This window comes from Falsiroseomonas frigidaquae (genome assembly GCF_012163145.1).
GTDB classification, from domain to species: Bacteria; Pseudomonadota; Alphaproteobacteria; order Acetobacterales; family Acetobacteraceae; genus Falsiroseomonas; species Falsiroseomonas frigidaquae.
This window is the reverse complement of record NZ_JAAVTX010000004.1, coordinates 563,987-581,930: the sequence shown is the minus strand read 5'-3', so window position 1 is coordinate 581,930 and position 17,944 is coordinate 563,987. Positions and strand designations below refer to the sequence as shown.

General features: G+C 71.0%; 16 protein-coding genes. 11 read left to right on the top strand and 5 right to left on the bottom strand.

Annotated elements, in window-relative coordinates; all coding sequences use genetic code 11:
• Nucleotides 1-90 precede the first annotated feature (90 nt).
• Nucleotides 91-2,403 (top strand): TonB-dependent hemoglobin/transferrin/lactoferrin family receptor, encoded by a 2,313-nt coding sequence (locus tag HB662_RS15445; protein ID WP_168050686.1) that lies wholly within the window; start codon nt 91-93, stop codon nt 2,401-2,403.
• A 9-nt stretch (nt 2,404-2,412) separates the two neighbouring features.
• Here the strand turns inward: HB662_RS15445 and HB662_RS15440 are convergent, their stop codons facing one another.
• Nucleotides 2,413-4,215, bottom strand: a complete 1,803-nt coding sequence (locus HB662_RS15440) for an extracellular solute-binding protein (RefSeq protein WP_168050685.1) — start codon at nt 4,213-4,215, stop codon at nt 2,413-2,415.
• A gap of 36 nt (nt 4,216-4,251) precedes the next feature.
• Here HB662_RS15440 and HB662_RS15435 point away from each other — a divergent pair, with 36 nt between their 5' ends.
• From HB662_RS15435 to HB662_RS15410, 6 genes are read left to right on the top strand one after another with little or no spacing between them, the layout of a single operon-like run.
• Nucleotides 4,252-5,340 carry an ABC transporter permease subunit gene (locus HB662_RS15435; RefSeq protein WP_342449516.1) on the top strand — a complete coding sequence of 363 codons (1,089 nt, stop codon included), beginning with the start codon at nt 4,252-4,254 and terminating at the stop codon, nt 5,338-5,340.
• The gene (locus HB662_RS15430) at nt 5,324-7,834 is read left to right on the top strand and encodes an ATP-binding cassette domain-containing protein (RefSeq protein WP_168050684.1); all 2,511 of its coding nucleotides are present in this window, start codon (nt 5,324-5,326) and stop codon (nt 7,832-7,834) included. The genes HB662_RS15435 and HB662_RS15430 overlap by 17 nt, the downstream gene beginning before the upstream one ends.
• The gene (locus HB662_RS15425; protein WP_168050683.1) at nt 7,831-8,553 is read left to right on the top strand and encodes a hypothetical protein; all 723 of its coding nucleotides are present in this window, start codon (nt 7,831-7,833) and stop codon (nt 8,551-8,553) included. Before HB662_RS15430 ends, HB662_RS15425 begins: the two co-directional genes overlap by 4 nt.
• Nucleotides 8,553-9,266 (top strand): phytanoyl-CoA dioxygenase family protein, encoded by a 714-nt coding sequence (locus HB662_RS15420; RefSeq protein WP_168050682.1) that lies wholly within the window; start codon nt 8,553-8,555, stop codon nt 9,264-9,266. The genes HB662_RS15425 and HB662_RS15420 overlap by 1 nt, the downstream gene beginning before the upstream one ends.
• A 49-nt stretch (nt 9,267-9,315) precedes the next feature.
• On the top strand, nt 9,316-10,098 hold the full coding sequence (locus HB662_RS15415) for a tellurite resistance TerB family protein (protein WP_168050681.1): 783 nt from the start codon (nt 9,316-9,318) through the stop codon (nt 10,096-10,098).
• The gene (locus HB662_RS15410) at nt 10,095-11,162 is read left to right on the top strand and encodes a mandelate racemase/muconate lactonizing enzyme family protein (RefSeq protein WP_168050680.1); all 1,068 of its coding nucleotides are present in this window, start codon (nt 10,095-10,097) and stop codon (nt 11,160-11,162) included. The genes HB662_RS15415 and HB662_RS15410 overlap by 4 nt, the downstream gene beginning before the upstream one ends.
• Here HB662_RS15410 and phnE (HB662_RS15405) read toward each other — a convergent pair whose 3' ends face one another.
• Genes phnE (HB662_RS15405) through phnD form a run of 4 tightly spaced genes read right to left on the bottom strand, consistent with a single transcriptional unit; the run spans nt 11,163 to nt 14,605 of the window.
• Nucleotides 11,163-11,981, bottom strand: a complete 819-nt coding sequence (gene phnE, locus HB662_RS15405; RefSeq protein WP_168050679.1) for a phosphonate ABC transporter, permease protein PhnE — start codon at nt 11,979-11,981, stop codon at nt 11,163-11,165.
• Entirely contained in the window at nt 11,981-12,799 is an 819-nt protein-coding gene (gene phnE / locus HB662_RS15400) for a phosphonate ABC transporter, permease protein PhnE (RefSeq protein ID WP_168050678.1), read from the bottom strand. The genes phnE (HB662_RS15405) and phnE (HB662_RS15400) overlap by 1 nt, the downstream gene beginning before the upstream one ends.
• Nucleotides 12,796-13,596 carry a phosphonate ABC transporter ATP-binding protein gene (gene phnC / locus HB662_RS15395; RefSeq protein WP_408871631.1) on the bottom strand — a complete coding sequence of 267 codons (801 nt, stop codon included), beginning with the start codon at nt 13,594-13,596 and terminating at the stop codon, nt 12,796-12,798. Before phnC ends, phnE (HB662_RS15400) begins: the two co-directional genes overlap by 4 nt.
• A gap of 13 nt (nt 13,597-13,609) precedes the next feature.
• The gene (gene phnD / locus HB662_RS15390) at nt 13,610-14,605 is read right to left on the bottom strand and encodes a phosphate/phosphite/phosphonate ABC transporter substrate-binding protein (RefSeq protein ID WP_168050677.1); all 996 of its coding nucleotides are present in this window, start codon (nt 14,603-14,605) and stop codon (nt 13,610-13,612) included.
• 184 nt (nt 14,606-14,789) lie between these two features.
• On the opposite strand from phnD, the gene HB662_RS15385 reads away from it, so the two are divergent.
• From HB662_RS15385 to HB662_RS15370, 4 genes are all read left to right on the top strand, one after another.
• A complete protein-coding gene (locus HB662_RS15385; RefSeq protein WP_168050676.1) occupies nt 14,790-15,890 on the top strand; it encodes an AI-2E family transporter in 1,101 nt (366 codons plus the stop codon).
• A gap of 197 nt (nt 15,891-16,087) precedes the next feature.
• Nucleotides 16,088-16,573 carry a PepSY domain-containing protein gene (locus HB662_RS15380; RefSeq protein WP_168050675.1) on the top strand — a complete coding sequence of 162 codons (486 nt, stop codon included), beginning with the start codon at nt 16,088-16,090 and terminating at the stop codon, nt 16,571-16,573.
• Between the two features lie 145 nt (nt 16,574-16,718).
• On the top strand, nt 16,719-16,895 hold the full coding sequence (locus HB662_RS15375) for a CsbD family protein (protein WP_168050674.1): 177 nt from the start codon (nt 16,719-16,721) through the stop codon (nt 16,893-16,895).
• Between the two features lie 86 nt (nt 16,896-16,981).
• Nucleotides 16,982-17,911 (top strand): PRC-barrel domain-containing protein, encoded by a 930-nt coding sequence (locus HB662_RS15370; protein WP_168050673.1) that lies wholly within the window; start codon nt 16,982-16,984, stop codon nt 17,909-17,911.
• Nucleotides 17,912-17,944 lie beyond the last annotated feature (33 nt).

The following is a 17,944-nucleotide window of genomic DNA, read 5'->3' as shown; positions in this document are numbered from 1 at the left end:
CGGCAAATCCAAGCGCGCAGGTCGGTCACCGTTGACAATGCGAATGATTCGCATTTGCATGAGCTCCCACTCACGAGGGGGTTACCGCAAATGTCGCGCACGCCACATGTCTCCCGCCCGCATCCATGGCGCTGGCGAGCGCTCCTGCTCGCCTCCGCCGCCATCCTCTCCGCCGTCCCCGCCCAGGCCCAGGATTCGCCGGCCCAGGACGCACCAGTGACGGCGCGGGATGAGGTGCGCCTGCCGCCGCTGACCCTGCTGCCGCCCGTCAACACCACCGGCCTGCGCAATGAGCGCCGCCTGATGGACACGCCAGCGACCGTCGATGTCATCCCGGGCGCGGAGCTGGACCGGCAGATGGTGCGCAATGCGGAGGATGTGTTCCGCTACACCCCCGGCATCACGGTGAACCGCCAGACAACCGGCACGGATCCCTTCGCCAGCCTCGGCGGCATCACGGTGCGCGGCGTCGGCGGCAACCGCGTGCTGACGGTGGTGGACGGCTTCCGCACCATCGAACGCATCACCGACAACACGCGCGACGTGGTGGACCCCTGGAATCTCAGCCGGGTGGAGGTGGTGCGCGGCCCCGGCTCCGTGCTCTACGGCTCGGACGCGCTGGGTGGCGTGGTCAACTACATCACCCGCAATCCCTCGGACTACATCCGCCCCGGCGAGACCTGGGGCGGCGAGGCGAGCACCAGCTTCGGCTCGGTGGACAACAGCCTGCAGAGCCGGCTGACCGTCGCCGCACAGGCGGCCGAATTCTCCGCCATGTTCTCCTACCAGCGCCGCGATGCCAGCGAGCCGTCGCGCAACAACTCCCGCTCGCCGGACGGCATCTGGAACTGCACGCGCAACCTGTCCTTCGGCGCCACGCCCTGCAACCAGTTCAACCCGACCGACGTCGCCGCCGACAACTACTTCGCCCGCGTGGTCTGGGACCCGCTGCCGAATTTCCGCCTGCGCGTCACCGCCGATGTGCTGCAGCGCGCCACGGATGTGGATCAGCGCTACGACCTTGGCCCGGCCAGCGGCGGCATCACCAACCTCGACTACCACCGTCGCCAGGCGATCCAGCGCGGCCTGTTTTCCACCGATGCCGAATGGCGCCCGGAATATGGCTGGCTGGACAGCCTGCGCGTCATGGCCGGCTATTCGCCGCAGGAGATCGAGCGTACCGGCACGCGCCTGCGCCAGCTGGCCAATGGCCAGCGCACCAGCACCTATGACCGGCTGACCTATTCCGAGAATGTGCTGCAGGGCGAGATCCAGCTCGGCTCCAGCTTCAACCTGCTGGGCACGCGCCACGTCCTGACCTACGGCGTCTCCGCCAGCACCACCGAGACGGACTACGAGCGCGAGGATATCGCCACCAACCTGAACACCGGCGTCCGCACGGTGACCCGGGCAGGGGGCTTCAACTTCTCCAACGCCGATACCCGCCGCATCGACGGCTTCGCGCAGGACGAGATCACGCTGTTCGGCGGGCGGCTGACCCTGGTGCCGGGCCTGCGCTATTCCACCACGCGCATCTCGCCGCGCCCGGATGGCGACTACAAGCCGGTGGCGGGGGCGGAGCCGCGGGTGCAGGACGACAGCAACGTCTCGCTCGGCCTAGGCGCCATCTGGCGGCTGGATGAGGTGTTCTCGCTCTATGCGAATTACGGCGAGGGCTTCAAGCAGCCGACGGCGGAACAGCTCTACACCTCGCTGCCCAGCACCACCTTCAACCTGGTGCCGAACCCGGGCCTGCGGCCGGAGGAGGTGACGAGCGTGGAAGGCGGCATCCGCATGCAGCTTCCCAACGCCTATGCCAGCCTGGGCGTGTTCCGCGCCGACTACACCGATTTCATCCAGAGCTTCGTCAGCATCCCCGGCACCATCGACATCACCTACCAGAACCTCAGCGAGGTGACGGTGCAGGGCGTGGAATTCGCCGGCGGCTGGCGCTTCGCGCGGGACTGGACGCTGAATGGCGCGGCGTCCTGGCAGGAAGGCACGCAGCGCGCCACGCCGGGCGCCGCCCGCACCGCCTTCGACGGCGCGCGTCCGCTGACGGCGACGGCCGGCGTCACCTATGACAACCGCGACCTGCGCACCAGCGTGACGCTGAACGGCACCTATGCCGCGGAGGTGACGGAGGCGAGTTCCTCGCAGCTCTACATGCCGAAATCCTACCAGGTGTTCGACCTGCTGGCCTCCTGGCGCCCGCTGCCGAATCTCGAGTTGAATGGCGGCATCTTCAATCTGCTGGATACGCGCTACCTGCCGCTGTCGCCGGGCGGCACCACCTACAACCGTTCGGAATTCGCCTCCGATGCCACGAAGGCGGCGAACCCGATCGAGCTTCAGGTGGCGCCAGGCCGCAATTTCCGGATCGGCGCGCGCATCACCTTCTGAAGCCGTGCCTCATGGTGCCGCGGCCTCGCGGCACCACCAGGCGTCGTCGCCATAGCCATGGCGCGGCGGCCGGGGCGGCGCGGTGAAGCGGGCGGAGACCGCCAGGCGCCGGACCGGATTGTAGTAGGACGGCACCACCAGCCATTGCCATTGCAGCGCCCGGTCCAGCACCCGCGCCGTGGTCTGCATGGTGGCGCGGTCCGGCGCCGCCACCAGCCGGTCCAGCAGCGCATCCAGCGCCGGGTCCGCCACGCCGCTGAGGTTGCCGCTGCCCGGCCGGTCCGCGGTGGCGGAGGACCAGAGGTTGCGCTGTTCCGCACCCGGCCAGTCGGGCGGGATGGTGAAGCGGAAGGCCAGGTCGAAATCCCGCGCGCGGGTGCGCTGCGCGAAGGTGGAGGCGTCCAGGATCTCGAAGCGCGGCGCGATGCCGATGCGCCGCAGCGCGCGGAACCAGACGGTGATCAGCGGCTGCTGCGCGTTGCTCTGCGCCAGGACGGACAGGGTGAAGGCCTCGCCGGTCTGCTTGTGCACCAGGCGGCCATCATCCTCCCGCGGTGCCCAGCCGGCGGCGTCGAGCAACGCCAGCGCGCGTTCCAGCATGGCGCGGTCGCGGCCGCTGCCATCGCTGACGGGCGGCTGCCAAGCGCGCTCGAATGCCTCGGCTGGGAACAACGCGGAAAAATTCGCCATCAGCGCACGCTCCGCCGCATCCGGCGCCGCCGTCGCGGCCAGGTCGGAATTCTCGAAGAAGCTCGCGGTGCGGCGGTAGCTGTTGTGGAACAGCGCGGCATTGGCCCATTCGAAATCCAGCAGCAGGGTCAGCGCCTCCCGCACCCGCACATCGGCGAAGCGGGCGCGGCGCAGGTTGAAGGCGAAGCCGTTCATGCCGGTGGTGAAGAATTGCGGCTGCTCGACGCGGCGGGTGCGCCCCTCGCGCACCGCCGGCGTGTCGTAGCCCACCGCCCAGCGGCGCGTGTCGCCTTCCACCATCCAGTCGGCGCGGCCGGCCAGCAGCGATTCGAAGGCGGCGATGCGGTCGCGGTGATAGGTCATCTCGATGCGGTCGAAATTCCAGCGGCCGCGCGCCGTGGGCAGGTCGCGGGCCCACCAGTCGCGGTTGCGCTCGAACACCACGCGGCGGCCGGGCTCCACCTCCGTCACGCGATAGGGGCCGCTGCCGAGTGGCAGGTCCATCGTCAGCGCGCCGAATTCCCGCCCCTGCCAGTCATGCCGCGGCAGGATCTGCACGGTGCCGAGCCGCAGCACGGCGCGCGCCGGGTCGCCCTCCGGCAGGCGGAAGCGCACCACATGCGGGGACTCCGCCACCGGGTCGGCATGTTCGAACAGCGCGCGCAGATGCGGCCGACCTTCGTTGCCCAGGATCTGCGCGGTGAAGACCACATCCTCCGCCGTCACCGGCGTGCCATCGCTGAAGCGCGCCTCCGGCCGCAGTGTGAAGCGCACCACGCGCGCCGCCGCGTCGATCTCGAAGCGCTCCGCAAGATGGCCATAGGCGGCCTGCGGCTCGTCCGGGCTCTCCATCAGCAGCGAGTCATGCACCCAACTCCACACCCCCATCACCATGCGGCCACGGAGCGTGAAGGGGTTCAGCGTGTCGAAGGTGCCGGGCTGCACCATGCGGATGGTGCAGCCCTTGGGCGCCGCCGGGTTCACATGCGGAAAATGCGCGAAGCCGGGCGGCAGGGCAGGGGGGCCATGCGCCGCGATCGCATCCGTGCGGGCGGGTTGCGCGCCCGCCGGGCTGAAAAGAAACGGCAGGGTGGATAGGGCGTATATGCAAATGCGAGTCATTCGCATATATCAGAGCCAACGCCGCCCAAGGGCAAGATGCTTCTGCACCGCTACATCCTCCGTCGCCTGCTGCTGCTGCCGCCGACGCTGCTCGCCATCGTCGCGCTGAACTTCGCGGTGGCGCAACTCGCCCCCGGCGGCCCGGTGGAGCACATGATCGCGACGCTGTCCGGCGATGTGCAGGATGCGGCGGAACGCGTGCTCGGCGCCCAGGCGGTGGAGGAGCCGCTGGACCCGGCGCTGCGTTACCGCGGCAGCGAGGGCATGGACCCGCGCCTGGTGGCCGAGATCGAGCGGCAATTCGGCTTCGACAAGCCGCCGCTGGAACGCTTCTGGCTGCTGCTGCAAAGGCTGGTCACCTTCGACCTCGGCCGTTCGCTGTTCCTCGACCGCCCGGTGGCGCAGCTGCTGTGGGAGAGGCTGCCCGTCACCGCCTCGCTCGGCGCCTGGTCCATGCTGCTCACCTATCTCATCGCCGTGCCGCTCGGAATCGCGCTGGCGGTGCGCCGCGGCAGCCGCTTCGACCGGGCCGCCACCGCGCTGACCGTGGCGGCCCATGCGCTGCCGGGCATGGTCATCGCCGTGGTGCTGCTGGTGGTCTTCGCCGGCGGGCGCTTCTGGCAGTGGTTCCCCGCCGGCGGCCTGCTTTCCGCCGATGCCGCCAGCTTTTCCTGGCCGCGCCTGCTGCTGGACTGGCTGTGGCACCTGGTGCTGCCCGTGGCCGCCATGGTCATTGCCGGCTTCTCCTCCCTCGCGCTGATGACGCGCAACCTGTTCCTGGAGGAGCTGGGCAAGACCTATGTCCTGCTGGCCCAGGCCAAGGGGCTGGCGCCGCGCCGCGTGCTCTTCGGCCATGTCTTCCGCAACGCCATGCTGGTCGTCGCTGCCGGCCTGCCCGCGGCCCTGCTGATGGAGCTGTCGAGCGGCGCGGTGATGATCGAGGCGCTGTTCGGACTGCAGGGTCTCGGCCTGCTCGGCATCGATGCGGCGCTGTCGCGTGATTTCCCCGTGATCTTCGGCACGCTCTGGCTGTTCACGCTGCTCGGCCTGCTGATGCATCTGGCCTCGGACCTGCTTTATGTCGCGATCGACCCGCGGATCGGCTTCGATGGCCGCCGCAACTAGACGCGCCTGGCCGGTCCGGCTGCTGGCGCTGGTGGTGCTGCTGGTGCTGCCGGCGGAATTCATCGCCAATGACCGGCCGTTGCTGCTGCTGCTGGACGGCGCCGTCTCCTCCCCCGCCCTGGCGCGGCCGACGGAACGGGCGCTGGGTGGCGTGCTGCCGATCCCGGCCGATTTCCACGACCCCGCCGTGCAGGCGCTGCTCGCCGTGCGCGGCGCCTGGCAGATCTGGCCGCCGATCCGCTTCGCGCCGGATACGGTCGCACCCGGCGTGCCGCAGGCCGCCCCCGCGCCGCCCTCCGCCCAGCATTGGCTGGGCACCGATGACCAGTCCCGCGACGTGCTGGCACGGCTGGTCTGGGGGCTGCGCCTGTCGCTCGGCTTCGCCGCCATCGTCACGCTGCTGAGCCTGGCCCTGGGCCTCACCCTCGGCGCCATCCAGGGCTATTTCGCCGGCGCCACCGACCTGCTGCTGCAGCGCCTGACCGAGATCTGGGGCGGCGTGCCGCTGCTGTTCCTGCTGATGATGGTGGCCAGCGCCATCGCGCCCAATCTGTGGGTGCTGGCCGGCGTGCTGTCGCTGTTCCTGTGGATGGGCATCGCCGGGCTGACCCGGGCGGAGTTCCTGCGCCTGCGCGGGCAGGATTTCGTGCGCGCGGCCGTGGCCATGGGGGCGCCGCCGCCGCGCATCATCTTCCACCACATCCTGCCCAATGCCCTGGCGCCCACCCTCTCCGTCGCGCCCTTCCTGGCGGCCGGCGCCATGACCATGCTGGCGGGGCTGGACCTGCTCGGGCTCGGCATGCCGCCGGGCACGCCCTCGCTGGGCGAGCTGCTGGCGCAGGCGCGCAACAACCTGCACGCGCCCTGGCTGGCGGCGGCGGCGGTCGGCACGCTGGGCGGCCTGCTGCTGCTGGTGACGCTGGTCGGCCAGCATCTGCGGGATGCGATGGACCCGCGCCTGGCCCCCGCCCGCCGCCTGCTGCAGCCGCGCCCCGCCCCCGCCGGCGACGCGCTGCTGGAGGTGCGTGGGCTGGAGCTGGATTTCGGCGCCACCCGCGCCCTGCGCGGCGTGGATCTGACGATCGAGGCCGGGCAGGCGGTGGCGCTGCTGGGCGAATCAGGCTCGGGCAAGACCGTCACGGGCCTGGCCATCGCCGGGCTGCTGCCGCCGCAGGCCAGCCGCCTGTCCGGCAGCATCCGCCTGGCCGGCGAGCAGCTGCTGGGCGCACCCGAAGCCGCGCGCCGCGCCGCGCTGCGCGATCGCATCGGGCTGGTCTTCCAGGAAACCGGCGCCGCCTTCAACCCGCTGCACCCGGTGCTGCGCCAGGTGGTGGAGGCTGCGGCCACCGCGGGCCTCGGCGCCGCCGCGGCCGAGGCGCGCGCGGCGGAGCTGCTGCGCCTGGTCGGCCTGCCGCAGCCGGTGCTGCGGCCGCGCGCCTTGCCGCACCAGTTCTCCGGCGGGCAGTTGCAGCGTGCCGTCATCGCCATGGCGATCGCCCGCAACCCGCTGCTGCTGATCGCGGATGAGCCCACCGCCTCGCTGGATGCCGCCTTGCGCGGCTCGCTGCTGGAACTGCTGGATGGGCTGCGCCGGCGCTTCGGCATGGCGCTGCTGCTGATCACGCATGATGTGGATGCGGCCCGCGCCGTGGCCGACCGCATCGCGGTGATGGACCAGGGGCGCATCCTGGCCGAGCTGCCGATGGCCGGGCTGGACCGGGCGCGGGAGCCGGCGCTGCGCCGCCTGCTGCACCCGCTGCCCCCGCCGCCGCGCAATCCGCCGCCCCCCGGCCGCCCCGTGCTGGCGGCGCGCGGCCTCGGCCTGCGCCATGGCACCACGCAGGTGCTGGAGGGGGTGGACCTGACCCTGCAGCCCGGGCGGACGCTGGCGGTGGTCGGCCCCTCCGGTTGCGGCAAGACATCCCTGGCGCTGGCGCTGCTGCGGCTGCTGCCGGCGGAAGGGGAAGTGCTGCTGGATGGCCGCCCGCTACCGCCCGGCCGCGCCTGGCGCCGCCGCGTGCAGGTGGTGTTCCAGAACCCCGCCGGCAGCCTGTCCCCGCGCCTGACCCTCGGCGCCATCCTGGCGGAGCCGCTGATCCTGCACCTGCCCAACCTCTCGCCCCGGCTGCGCGCCGAACGGGTGCGGGCGGCGCTGGAGGAGGTGGGGCTGGACCCGGCGTTCGTCACCCGCCGCCCCGCCGCACTCTCCGGCGGCCAGCGCCAGCGCGTCGCCATCGCCCGCGCGCTGATCGCCGGGCCGGATGTGCTGGTGCTGGATGAGCCGACCTCGGCGCTGGATCGCAGCGTGGAGGCGGAGGTGCTGGCCCTGATCGCCCGGCTGCAGGCCGCGCGCGGCTTCGCCTGCCTGCTGGTCACCCACGACCCGCGCGTGGTCGCGGCGCTCGCCGATGACGAATTGCGCCTGGAGGCTGGCCGCATCGCCGGCTTCCGCGCGCTGCCCCGCCGCACAGTCCTGAAGGAGATCCCCGCATGACCGAGACCCTGCCGCGACGCTTTCTGCTGGATGCCACCCCGGCCGAGGTCGCGGCCCTGCTGCCCGCCATCGGTCGCGCCATGGTGGGCATCAGCGGCGGTGGCACCACGCATGAACGCATCGGCGTGATCGAAGCCGCGACCTGCACCGGCGATACCTTGCGCATCCAGGGGCCGCTGCATGATTCGGAACTGGCGCTGGACCGCGTGGTGCGCGTGGTGGGCGACCGCAGCAGCGTGATGCGCGGCAAATCCTATCCGCGCTTCGAGTTCAAGGACGCGGCGGATGCGACCTTGATGTCCGTCACCGCGATGGATGGGCCGGAGCAGTACGACGCCGCCGTGCGCGGCCATGTCGGCGCGGAGCTTGAGACACCGCCGCGCCCGGACCTGCCCCCCACCGAACAGCCGCCCGAGGCCGATGCCGGCACTGCGGCGCTGGAGGCGCTGCGCGCCAGCGGCGGCCAGGTGGAGATACGCTTCCAGGAGGCCGGCGCCAGCCAGGCCTGGCGCGGCGCGGTGGAGGAGGTGAGGGGCATGATGGGCTACGCCAACATCATCCGCCCCGATTTCCACCTGCATCTGCGCGGCGGCTCCGTCAGCGGTTTCCGGCGCGGGGAGGCCGGGCTGGCGGCGCTGGATGCGGCAGGCGCCGAGACCGGCCTGGTGCTGCGCCCGCTGGATGCGGCGGCGGAGGCGGCGCTGGCCGGCTTCGGCTGATGCGCCCGTCGCTGGCGCGGGGCGGCTTTGCCATCCTGCCCGGCCCGCCGGCCGCCTTGCAGGACCGGCTGCGCGCGCTGCTCGGCCGGCTGGCACGACGCCGGCTGAGCGCGGCCGAAGCCGCGCGCTGCGTGATGGAGTCGGGCGTGCGGGAGGCCCAGCGCGGCGCGCCGCTGCCGCCGGGCCAGGACGCGCCCTTCATCCTGGGCGAGCCCACCCGCCTGCATCCCGCCTTCGCCGCCGCCGCGGCGCATCCGCGCGTCCTGGCGGCGGTGGCGCGGGCGCTGGGCACGCGGCGGCTGGTGCTGCATTTCGCCAATGTCACCATGAAGGCCGCGCGCTTCGGCAGCGGCATCGCCTGGCACCGGGATGCCGCCAACCGATACATGCCGACCCGGCGCAGCCGCTTCCTGCGCGCCATGCTGTGCCTGGATGGCATGCACCCCGGCAATGGCGGCACCGGCTTCCGCCCCGGCTCGCATCGCGGCCCGGGGCGGCCGGAGGTGGTGCCGCGCTGCCGCAGGGGGGCGATGGTGCTGATCCATCCGCGGGTGCTGCATGGCGGCGCGCCCAACCGCTCCGCCAGCGCCCGGCGCAACTTGGTGGTGCAATGGGGCCGGTGGGATGACCCGGTGGCGACGCGCAGCCGCGAATCCCAGACCGGCCTTGCGCCGAACCTGCTGCGCCGCCCGCCGCGCTGGCTGACGGGATGATGACCGGCCGGCGCTTGCAGCGGGCATCGCCAATGGCAACATCCGGGGCATGATCGACGCCAAATCCCTCCTCGACCGCTTCCTCGGCTCCAGCCAGGGCGCCGCGCCCTCGCCCTGGACCAATCCCGCCCAGGGCCAGCCGCCCGCCGTGTCCCAGCAGGGATCGGGCGGGCTGGCGGACATGGCACGCCAGGCGCTGCAGCGCGCCGGCGGTGGTGGCTCCGGCTTGGGCGGCTTCGCCGGCGGCGCGGCCGCGGGCGGCATCCTGGGCCTGCTGCTGGGCGGCAAGGGGATGCGTCGTGGCGGCGGGCTGATCAGCCATGGCGGCGCGGCCGTGCTCGGCGCGCTGGCGCATCGGGCCTGGCAGAACTGGCAGGCCGGCCAGGCGCCGGCCACCGCGCCCCCCGCCACCCCGCAGGACGCCGCGGCGGTGGAGCCGCGCTTCCTGCCCGGCGCCACCCCGGCCGCGGGCGGCGAGGCCTTCGAACTCGCCCTGATCCGCGCCATGATCGGCGCCGCCCGCGCCGATGGCCATATCGATGCCGAGGAACGCGCCCGCATCTTCGCGCATGTGGACAAGGCCGGGCTGGATGCGGAGGCCAAGGCCTTCGTCTTCGACGCCCTCGAATCCCCGATCGGCGTCAGCGAGGTCGCGGCCGCGGCGCAGACCCAGGAACAGGCCAGCGAGATCTACCTGGTTTCCCGCCTCGCGGTGGACCCGGACCATCCGGCGGAGCGCGCCTATCTCGAGGCCCTGGCGCACCGGCTGAAGCTGCCCGCCGGGCTGGTCGCGCATCTCGACCGCCAGATCGACGCCGCCCCCGCGGCATGAAGATCACCCGCGTCGAGACGCATCTGCATCGCAGCGACTTCACCTATGGCGCGGGCCCGACCTCCATGGGCGGCAATCTGCGCCTGACCCGCATGGACACGCTGCTGGTGCGGGTGGAGACGGAGGGCGGGCTGCATGGCTGGGGGGAGGGCTTCGGCTTCACCCTGGCGCAGACCACGCAGGATGTGGTGGAGCGGCTGATCGGCCCCGCCTGCATCGGCCAGGATGCGCGCGACATCGCCGGCCTCGGCCGGATGCTGGCGCGGCGCTTCCACAATTTCGGCCGCAACGGGCCGGTCGGCTTCGCCATCTCCGCCATCGACATCGCGCTGTGGGACATCGCCGGCAAGGCGGCCGGCGTGCCGCTGCATGTGCTGCTGGGCAATGGCAGGCGGGCGGAGGTGCCGGCCTATGCCAGCCTGCTGCGCTACGGCGCGGCCGCGGATGTGGCGCGCAACGCGGCGGAGGCGCGGCGCCGCGGCTACCGCGAGATCAAGCTGCATGAGGTGGATCCGGACTGCATCCGCGCCGCGCGCGATGCGGCGGGCGACCTGCCGCTGATGCTGGACGTGAACTGCGCCTGGGACCGCGTGGCGCCGGCGCTGGAGTTCTGCGCCGCGGTGCGCGGGCTGAACATCGGCTGGGTCGAGGAACCGCTCTGGCCGCCCGAGGATTTCGCCGGGCTGGCCGCGCTGCGCGGGGAGGCGGGGGTGCCGATCTCGGCCGGCGAAAACCTGGGCGGTGCCGAGGATTTCGCGCGGCTCTTCGCCGCCGGCGCGGTGGATGTGGCGCAGCCGAGTGCCACCAAGCATGGCGGCGTCTCCGGCCTGTTGCAGGTCTCGGCGCTGGCGGCGGAGGCCGGGGTGCGGGTGGTACCGCATTCGCCCTATTTCGGGCCGGGCCTGCTGGCCACGCTGCATGTGCTGGCCGCGGCGGAACAGCCGGCGCCGCTGGAGATCTACTTCGCCGACCTCGCCACGCCGGTCTACCCGGCGCTGGTGCCGCGGGATGGCCGCGTGGCGGTGCCGGGCGGGCCCGGGCTGGGGCTGGAGCCCAGCCTGTAGCTAGATCACCGCGTGCCGCACCCTTGCGGACAGCCATTCGCTGACCAGCACGGTGCCGAGGATCAGCACGAAGATCGTCGTCACCTGCGGCCAGGCCAGCACGTTGATGCTGGCCTGCATCTGCATGCCGATGCCGCCCGCGCCCACCAGGCCGAGCACCGTCGCCTCCCGGATGTTGATGTCCCAGCGGAACACGCTGATGCCGGCGAAGGCGGGCATCACCTGCGGCACGATGGCCCAGCCCAGCACCTGGGGGCGGGAGGCGCCGGTGGCGGTCACGGCTTCGACCTGCGTCGCATCGATCTCCTCGATCGCCTCATACAGCAGCTTGGCGATGAAGCCGACGCTGCGCAGCGCGATCGCCATGATGCCGGCGAGGATGCCGGGCCCGAGGATGATCACCAGGATCAACGCCCAGATCAGCGAGTTGATGGACCGGCTGGCGACGATGATGAACAGCACCACCGGCCGCACCACCAGCCGGCTCGGCGTGGTGTTGTGCGCGGCGAGGAAGGCCAGCGGCACGCCGATGACGATGGCCAGCGCCGTTCCTATGGTCGCCATGTTGATGGTGTCCAGCAGCGGCTTCCACAACTGGCTGGCATAGGACCAGCGCGGCGGGAACATGCGGCCGATCAGGTCCGCGCCCTGCGCCGGCGCATCCCAGACGAAGGGCCAGATGGTGCGGTCGGAGATGAACTGGAAGCAGGCCACGGTCAGCGCCACGGCGCCGAACCAGCCGGCCCAGACCAGCAGATCCGCCTTCGGCGTGCGCCGGCGCCAATCCGGCGTGCCGTCCGCGCGGGTCAGGATGGCCATTACTGCACCTGCCGGCGGATGTACCCGCTGGCGTATTCGCAGGCCAGCACGATGACGATGATGACGATCAGCACCGCCGCGGCGGTGTCGAATTCGTAGCGGTCGAAGCTGGTGTTCAGCGTGTCGCCGATGCCGCCGGCACCCACCAGGCCGAGCACCGCACTCTCCCGGAAATTGATGTCGAGGCGGTAGGCCGAAAGCCCGATCAGGCGCGGCCGCACCTGGGGCAGCACGCCCCAGGCCAGCAGCTGGAACCAGGATGATCCGGTGGCGCGCACCGCCTCCGCCTGGCTCGCCTGGATATCCTCGATATCCTCCGCGATCAGCTTCGCCATGAAGCCGATGGTGGCGAAGGCCAGCGTCAGCGTGCCGGCCAGCGGACCGAAGCCCACCATGGCGACGAAGACGATGGCGATGATGATTTCCTGGAAGGTGCGGCTGATGGCGATGATGCCGCGGCAGAACAGGTAGACCGGCAGCGGCGCCAGGTTGCGCGACGCCCCCAGCGCCACCGGGATGGACAGGATGATGCCGATGCCGGTGGAGACCACCGTCATGGTCAGGCTCTCCAGCAGCCCGGCCAGGATGTCGTCGCCCTTGGTGACGAAGTCCGGCGGAAAGAAGCCGCTGAGGAAACGCCCCGCGCGTTCCACGCCTTCCGCCGCGCGGGTCCAGTTCACCTCGATGGTGGAGAAGGCGACCAGCGCATAGGCCAGCGCACCGAGATAGACGGCGTAGCGCAGCCAGGGCGTCTCGATCAGCGGCGGCGGGCGCCAGGCGCGGGCGGCGGCAGCGGCGTCGAAATGCGTGGCGCTCATGCCAAGACCTCGGCTGCCTCGTCCTCCTCCTCGGCCTTGCGGATGGTCTGCGACCAATCCTCCTCGCCATAGATGTCGGTCAGGCCCTCGGCCCGCAGATCCTCGGCCGGGCCGTCGAAGACTATACGGCCGGCGCGCAGCCCCACGATGCGGCGCGCGAATTGCTGTGCCAGCGCCACGTCATGGATGTTGATGATGGCGGCGAGGCCGCGTTCGGCGCAGAGCTCCACGATCAGCCGCATGATCTGCCGGCTGGTCTTGGGATCGAGGCTGGCGGTGGGTTCGTCCACCAGCAGCAGCTTCGGGTCCTGCATCAGCGCGCGCACGATGCCGACGCGCTGGCGCTGGCCGCCGGACAGGGCATCGGCGCGCTTGTCCGCCATATGCGCCAGCCCCACGCGGTCCAGAAGTCGAAAAGCTTCCTCGACATCCTTGCGCGGAAAGCGGCGGAACCAGGACGCCCAGAAGCCGACATAGCCGAGCCGGCCGGACAGCACGTTCTCCATCACCGTCAGGCGTTCGACCAGCGCGTATTCCTGGAAGATCATGCCCATCCGTCGCCGCGCCCGGCGCAGCGCGCCGGAGCCGAGTGCGGTGAGGTTCACCCCGTCCAGCATCACCCGGCCGGCGGAGGGTTCCACCAGCCGGTTGACGCAGCGGATCAGCGTGGATTTGCCGGCGCCCGAAGGGCCGATCAGCGCCATCACCTGGCCCGCCGGAACCTGCAGATCGACCTTGTCGAGTGCGAGGTCACCGGTCGGGTAGCGCTTGGTCAGCCCTTCGATCGACAGCAGCACGGTGTGATGATCCTCAGCGGCAGGCGTAGGAGACGTCCATCGCCGCATCGATCTGCCGCACCACGTTCCAATGCTCGCGGTAGGTGATCGGGATGAACTTCTCCGCCGGCGGCTCGCTCTTGCCGAATTCGGTCGCCAGCGCGGTGCCGCTCCAGTTGAAGTTGAAGAAGGCGGCGCGGATCTTCTCCGCCAGCGCCGGCGCCAGGTTATGCGCGTGGCCATAGCCGGTCGTCGGGAAGGACTGGCTGCGGTAGATGTTGCGGATCTGGTCCATCCGCACGACGTTGCGCGCCACCATGCGGGTCAGCACGGAATTGGCGATGGCCGCCGCATCATAGTCGCGGTTGGCGACGCCGAGAATGGAATTGTCGTGGCGGCCGGAGAAGGCGGCGGTGAAGTCGCGGCCGGCGCGCATGTTGAACTCGCTGGCCAGCAGGGCGGACGGCGCCTTGAAGCCGGAGTTGGAGGTCTCGGAGGTGAAGGCGATGGTGCGGCCCCGCAGATCCTCGATGCGCTGCGCGTCGGAGGAGGCGGGGACGATGATCTCCATCTCATAGCCGAAGGCGCCGTTGTTGCTCGCCATCATGGCGAAGGGCACGAAGCCGGCGCAGTTCACGGCGAGCGGGTTCGATCCGGTGTTGAAGCCGGCGATGTGCAGGCGGCCGGCGCGCATCGCCTCGATCTGCGCGGCGTTGGACTGCACGGAGAAGAACTGCACCCGCTTGCCGGTCTCGCGCGCCAGGTGGTCCATGAAGGGCTGCCAGACGGTGCGGTAGACCGCGGGGTCTTCCACCGGGGTATAGGCGAAGATCAGCGTGGAGGGGTCCACCTGCTCCCGCGCCGCGGTTGGCGCGTCGGCTACCAGGTCACCGTCGCGGTCGCAGTAGCGGGCATCGAGCGTGCCGCGCGGGCATTCCTGGGCCGCGGCGGTGCGCGGCTGGCCGGCGAACAGCCCGAGTGCGAGGGCCGATGTGGCCAGGACACTGGAGGCGAAAAGGCGGCGCAGCATGGCGGTAACTCCCTGTGGTGCTGGTGCGGCTGCCTTCTATGGGACAGTCCGAAAGGCTTCGACGTCAGATTTATGAAGATTGCCGGCGCGTGACAGTGGCAGCAAGCCCCGATCCGGGCGTTTCGTGATGCAACCCTTTCGCAGCAACACCGCTTCTCCGGCCGTGAATGGGAGTTGCTGGCGCATGGATCGTGTTCGTTCGTGGAACCGTGGCGGACCGGGGGAAGTGGCCTTCCTGCGCCGCGTGCTCATCGTCGCGGCCGTCGTGCTGCTGCTGCTGGCGCTGTGGCAGATTCGTTATGCGCTGCTGCTCGCCTTCGGCGGCGTGGTGGTGGCGGCCATGCTGCTGGCGGCGGCAGCCCCGCTGGAGCGGCATGCCGGCCTGTCACGGACCTGGTCGCTGGCGCTGGTGGGCGTGCTGATCTGCCTCGGGCTGGGGCTGGCCGGGATGCTGGTGGGCAGCGAGGTCACGGCCCAGGTCGGCCAGCTCTGGAGCCGGCTGCCCGAGGCGGTGAGCGCCTTCGAGGACCGTTTCGATGTCGATCTGCCCTCCATGGAGGGCGTGCAGCGCGCCGAGCAGGGACCGGCGGGACTGGATACCTCGCTGATCGGCACCCTGGCCGGCCATGCGGCCACCGCCGGGCGGATCTTCCTGGATGCCGCCTCCGCCCTGGTGGTCGCCGTCGTCGGGGGCTTCTTCCTGGCCTCCAACCCGTCGCTGTACCGGCGCGGCGTGGAGAAGCTGCTGCCGCGGGAACAGCATGCGCGGGCGGATGAGGCGCTGGTGGCCAGCGGCCGTGCGCTGCGGCTCTGGCTCGGCGCGCAGCTCATCTCCATGACCATCGTCGGCACCTTGGCCGGGCTCGGCACCTGGATGCTGGGTCTGCCCTCGCCGCTGGCGCTGGGGCTGTTCGCGGGGCTTGCCGGCTTCGTGCCGCTGATCGGGGCCGTGGCGGGCGCCGTGCCGGCCCTGCTGCTGGCGCTGGCGGAGGGCGGCAATGCCTTCCTGTGGACCGGATTGCTGTTCCTCGGCATCCAGCAGCTTGAATCCAACATGATCCTGCCGCTGGTCGAAAAGCACATGGTCAGCATGCCGCCGGCGCTGATGCTGTTCGCGGTGGTGGCGGTGGGCCTGCTGTTCGGGCTGCCGGGCGTGATCCTGGCCGCGCCGATCACCGTGGTGGCCTTCGTGCTGGTCAAGATGCTGTATGTGCGGGAGACGCTGGGACAGGACACCGAGGTCCCAGGTGAAGAAGATGAAACTGAAGAGCAGAAGAAGAACTAGCAACCACCCGGTCAGGAAAGTCCTTGGCGAGGCGGAAGGTCAGCGAACGCAGCCCGGCATGGCGTGTTGTATCGAACAGCCGGGCAGCAATCCTTGATGGTGCCGCAGACGATCACACCCACAGCTTCCCTAGAACTGTCCGGTAGCAACAAGTGGTGGGTCAAACTGCGGTACGTCTTCAAACTGGAGGTCATCCGATGACCAATTTCCTGAACGCCACCGCTCTCGCCGCCACGCTGGTCCTGGGTGGCTATGGCGTCGCCGCGGCGCAGAACAGCAGCACGAGCCAGCAGGGCGCGTCCTCGTCGAGCCGTGTCGGCACCGTGGAAGCCCCGCGCATGAACGAGGATCAGGTCCGCACCATCCTCGGCGCCCGCGGCTACTCGGATTTCGAAGACATGGAGCGGGATGGCGACAGCTTCAGCATCGGTTCCGCCGAGCGCTACGGCAAGGATGTCGAGGATCTGCGCGTCGATGCCCGGACCGGCCAGGTGCAGGACGAGGAGCGGCTGAGCGAGGACCAGGCGAAGCGCCTGCTTGAGGATCGCGGCTATTCCGACGTCACCGATGTGAGCCGCGACGACGACATGATCACCGCCACAGCGACCCAGAACGACCGGGAGTGGCAGGTGCGCATCGATGCCGAGACCGGCACCGTGACGCAGCAGCAGGCGAGCAACTGAGCACCCTGCCAGTCCGCCCCCGGGCAACCGGGGGCGGGGTTCGGTCGTTAGTCACCCGCGGCGGGCAGGCGAAGCTCCGCCAGGGCCGCCCGCCCAGGCATCACGCCGGGCATCGGTGAGGCCCACAACGGAAGGAAGAGCCAGCATGGACAAGGATCGCATCGAAGGCGCCGGCAAGCAGGCCAAGGGCGCCGTCAAGGAGGGTGTCGGCAAGGTTACGGGTGACACCTCCATGCAGGTCGAGGGCAAGGCGGACAAGGCTGAAGGCAAGGTCCTGAACGCCGTCGGCGGTGCCAAGGACAAGGCGCGCGACAGCGACTGAGCCACCCAGCCTCTGACCCATGCCGCGCCGTGCGGCGAGCCTCCGGCTCGTCGCGCGGCGTCGTGCGTTCACCCCAGGAGGACATGATGGCCAAGAACCATATCTCGCCCCCGCATGTGGCCGCCCGCTCCCGGCCGAACCTGCTGGCGACCACGGCGACCGCCGCGGCGCTCGCACTCGCCTTCGCCAGCGGCGCCAACAGCCAGGTGACCAGCGATCCGCCGAGGGTTGCCCCTGCGGAGCAGAACGCCCAGCCGGATGCGCGCCAGGATGAGGCCTTGCCGCGTGCGCTGCCCCGATCGATGCCGGAGGCGGAGCAGGAACTGCGCGTCGCGCACCAGCAGATGGCTGCCGCGCAGAACGACATTTCGCCGCAGGCGCTGCGCCGCGCCCGGCTGGCGCTGGAAGGCGTCAGCCGCAGCATCGACCAGTCGCAGCCCGGCCGGTTGACGCAGGGCGCGACCAACGCCCTGCAGCAGCGTGTGGACCAGGCGCGACGCGTGCTGGCATCGGAAACGCCGGATGCGCTGCAGGCGCGCCTGGCTATCGACGAGGTGCTGGCCGCGCTGCCGCCGGTGGTGGCGACGATGCGACAGGGTGAGCCGGGCACCCCGGCGACCGGCGCCAGCGCCGCCCCGGCGCCCGCGCAATCGGGCGGGATGGGCCAGCAGGCGGCCGCGCGCACGGCGGGCGGCGTGGAGCTTTCACGCGCCTCCAACCTCGTCGGCACCAATGTGGTCGCCAGCACGGGTCGCGATGCGGGCGAGATCGAGAACCTGCTGATCGACAGCGGCGGCCAGGTTCGCGCCGCGGTGGTGGAGTGGGGCGGCTTCCTGGGCATCGGCGCACGCCGTTCAGTGGTGCCGGTCGAGCAGTTGACCTTCGGTGCGCCGGATGAACGCGTCCGCATGGATCTGACGCGGGACCAGCTTGAACGCCTGCCGCGCTACGATCCGGACCGCCTGGAGGAATACGGCCGCATGGATGGCTGGGGCGCGCTCCGCACATACCGATAGCGCCCGCTCCGCATGGGGCCGCCGAAGGCGAAC

Bases quoted from the DNA above. Each gene is read 5' to 3' on its own strand.
- HB662_RS15435 (WP_342449516.1), top strand. From the start codon at position 4,252: ATGCTTCTGCACCGCTACATCCTCCGTCGCCTGCTGCTGCTGCCGCCG.
- HB662_RS15440 (WP_168050685.1), bottom strand. From the start codon at position 4,215: ATGACTCGCATTTGCATATACGCCCTATCCACCCTGCCGTTTCTTTTC.
- HB662_RS15370 (WP_168050673.1), top strand. From the start codon at position 16,982: ATGGCCAAGAACCATATCTCGCCCCCGCATGTGGCCGCCCGCTCCCGG.
- HB662_RS15425 (WP_168050683.1), top strand. From the start codon at position 7,831: ATGACCGAGACCCTGCCGCGACGCTTTCTGCTGGATGCCACCCCGGCC.
- HB662_RS15410 (WP_168050680.1), top strand. From the start codon at position 10,095: ATGAAGATCACCCGCGTCGAGACGCATCTGCATCGCAGCGACTTCACC.
- HB662_RS15415 (WP_168050681.1), top strand. From the start codon at position 9,316: ATGATCGACGCCAAATCCCTCCTCGACCGCTTCCTCGGCTCCAGCCAG.
- HB662_RS15375 (WP_168050674.1), top strand. From the start codon at position 16,719: ATGGACAAGGATCGCATCGAAGGCGCCGGCAAGCAGGCCAAGGGCGCC.
- HB662_RS15380 (WP_168050675.1), top strand. From the start codon at position 16,088: ATGACCAATTTCCTGAACGCCACCGCTCTCGCCGCCACGCTGGTCCTG.
- HB662_RS15445 (WP_168050686.1), top strand. From the start codon at position 91: ATGTCGCGCACGCCACATGTCTCCCGCCCGCATCCATGGCGCTGGCGA.
- HB662_RS15430 (WP_168050684.1), top strand. From the start codon at position 5,324: ATGGCCGCCGCAACTAGACGCGCCTGGCCGGTCCGGCTGCTGGCGCTG.
- HB662_RS15420 (WP_168050682.1), top strand. From the start codon at position 8,553: ATGCGCCCGTCGCTGGCGCGGGGCGGCTTTGCCATCCTGCCCGGCCCG.
- HB662_RS15385 (WP_168050676.1), top strand. From the start codon at position 14,790: ATGGATCGTGTTCGTTCGTGGAACCGTGGCGGACCGGGGGAAGTGGCC.
- phnD (WP_168050677.1), bottom strand. From the start codon at position 14,605: ATGCTGCGCCGCCTTTTCGCCTCCAGTGTCCTGGCCACATCGGCCCTC.
- phnE (WP_168050678.1), bottom strand. From the start codon at position 12,799: ATGAGCGCCACGCATTTCGACGCCGCTGCCGCCGCCCGCGCCTGGCGC.
- phnE (WP_168050679.1), bottom strand. From the start codon at position 11,981: ATGGCCATCCTGACCCGCGCGGACGGCACGCCGGATTGGCGCCGGCGC.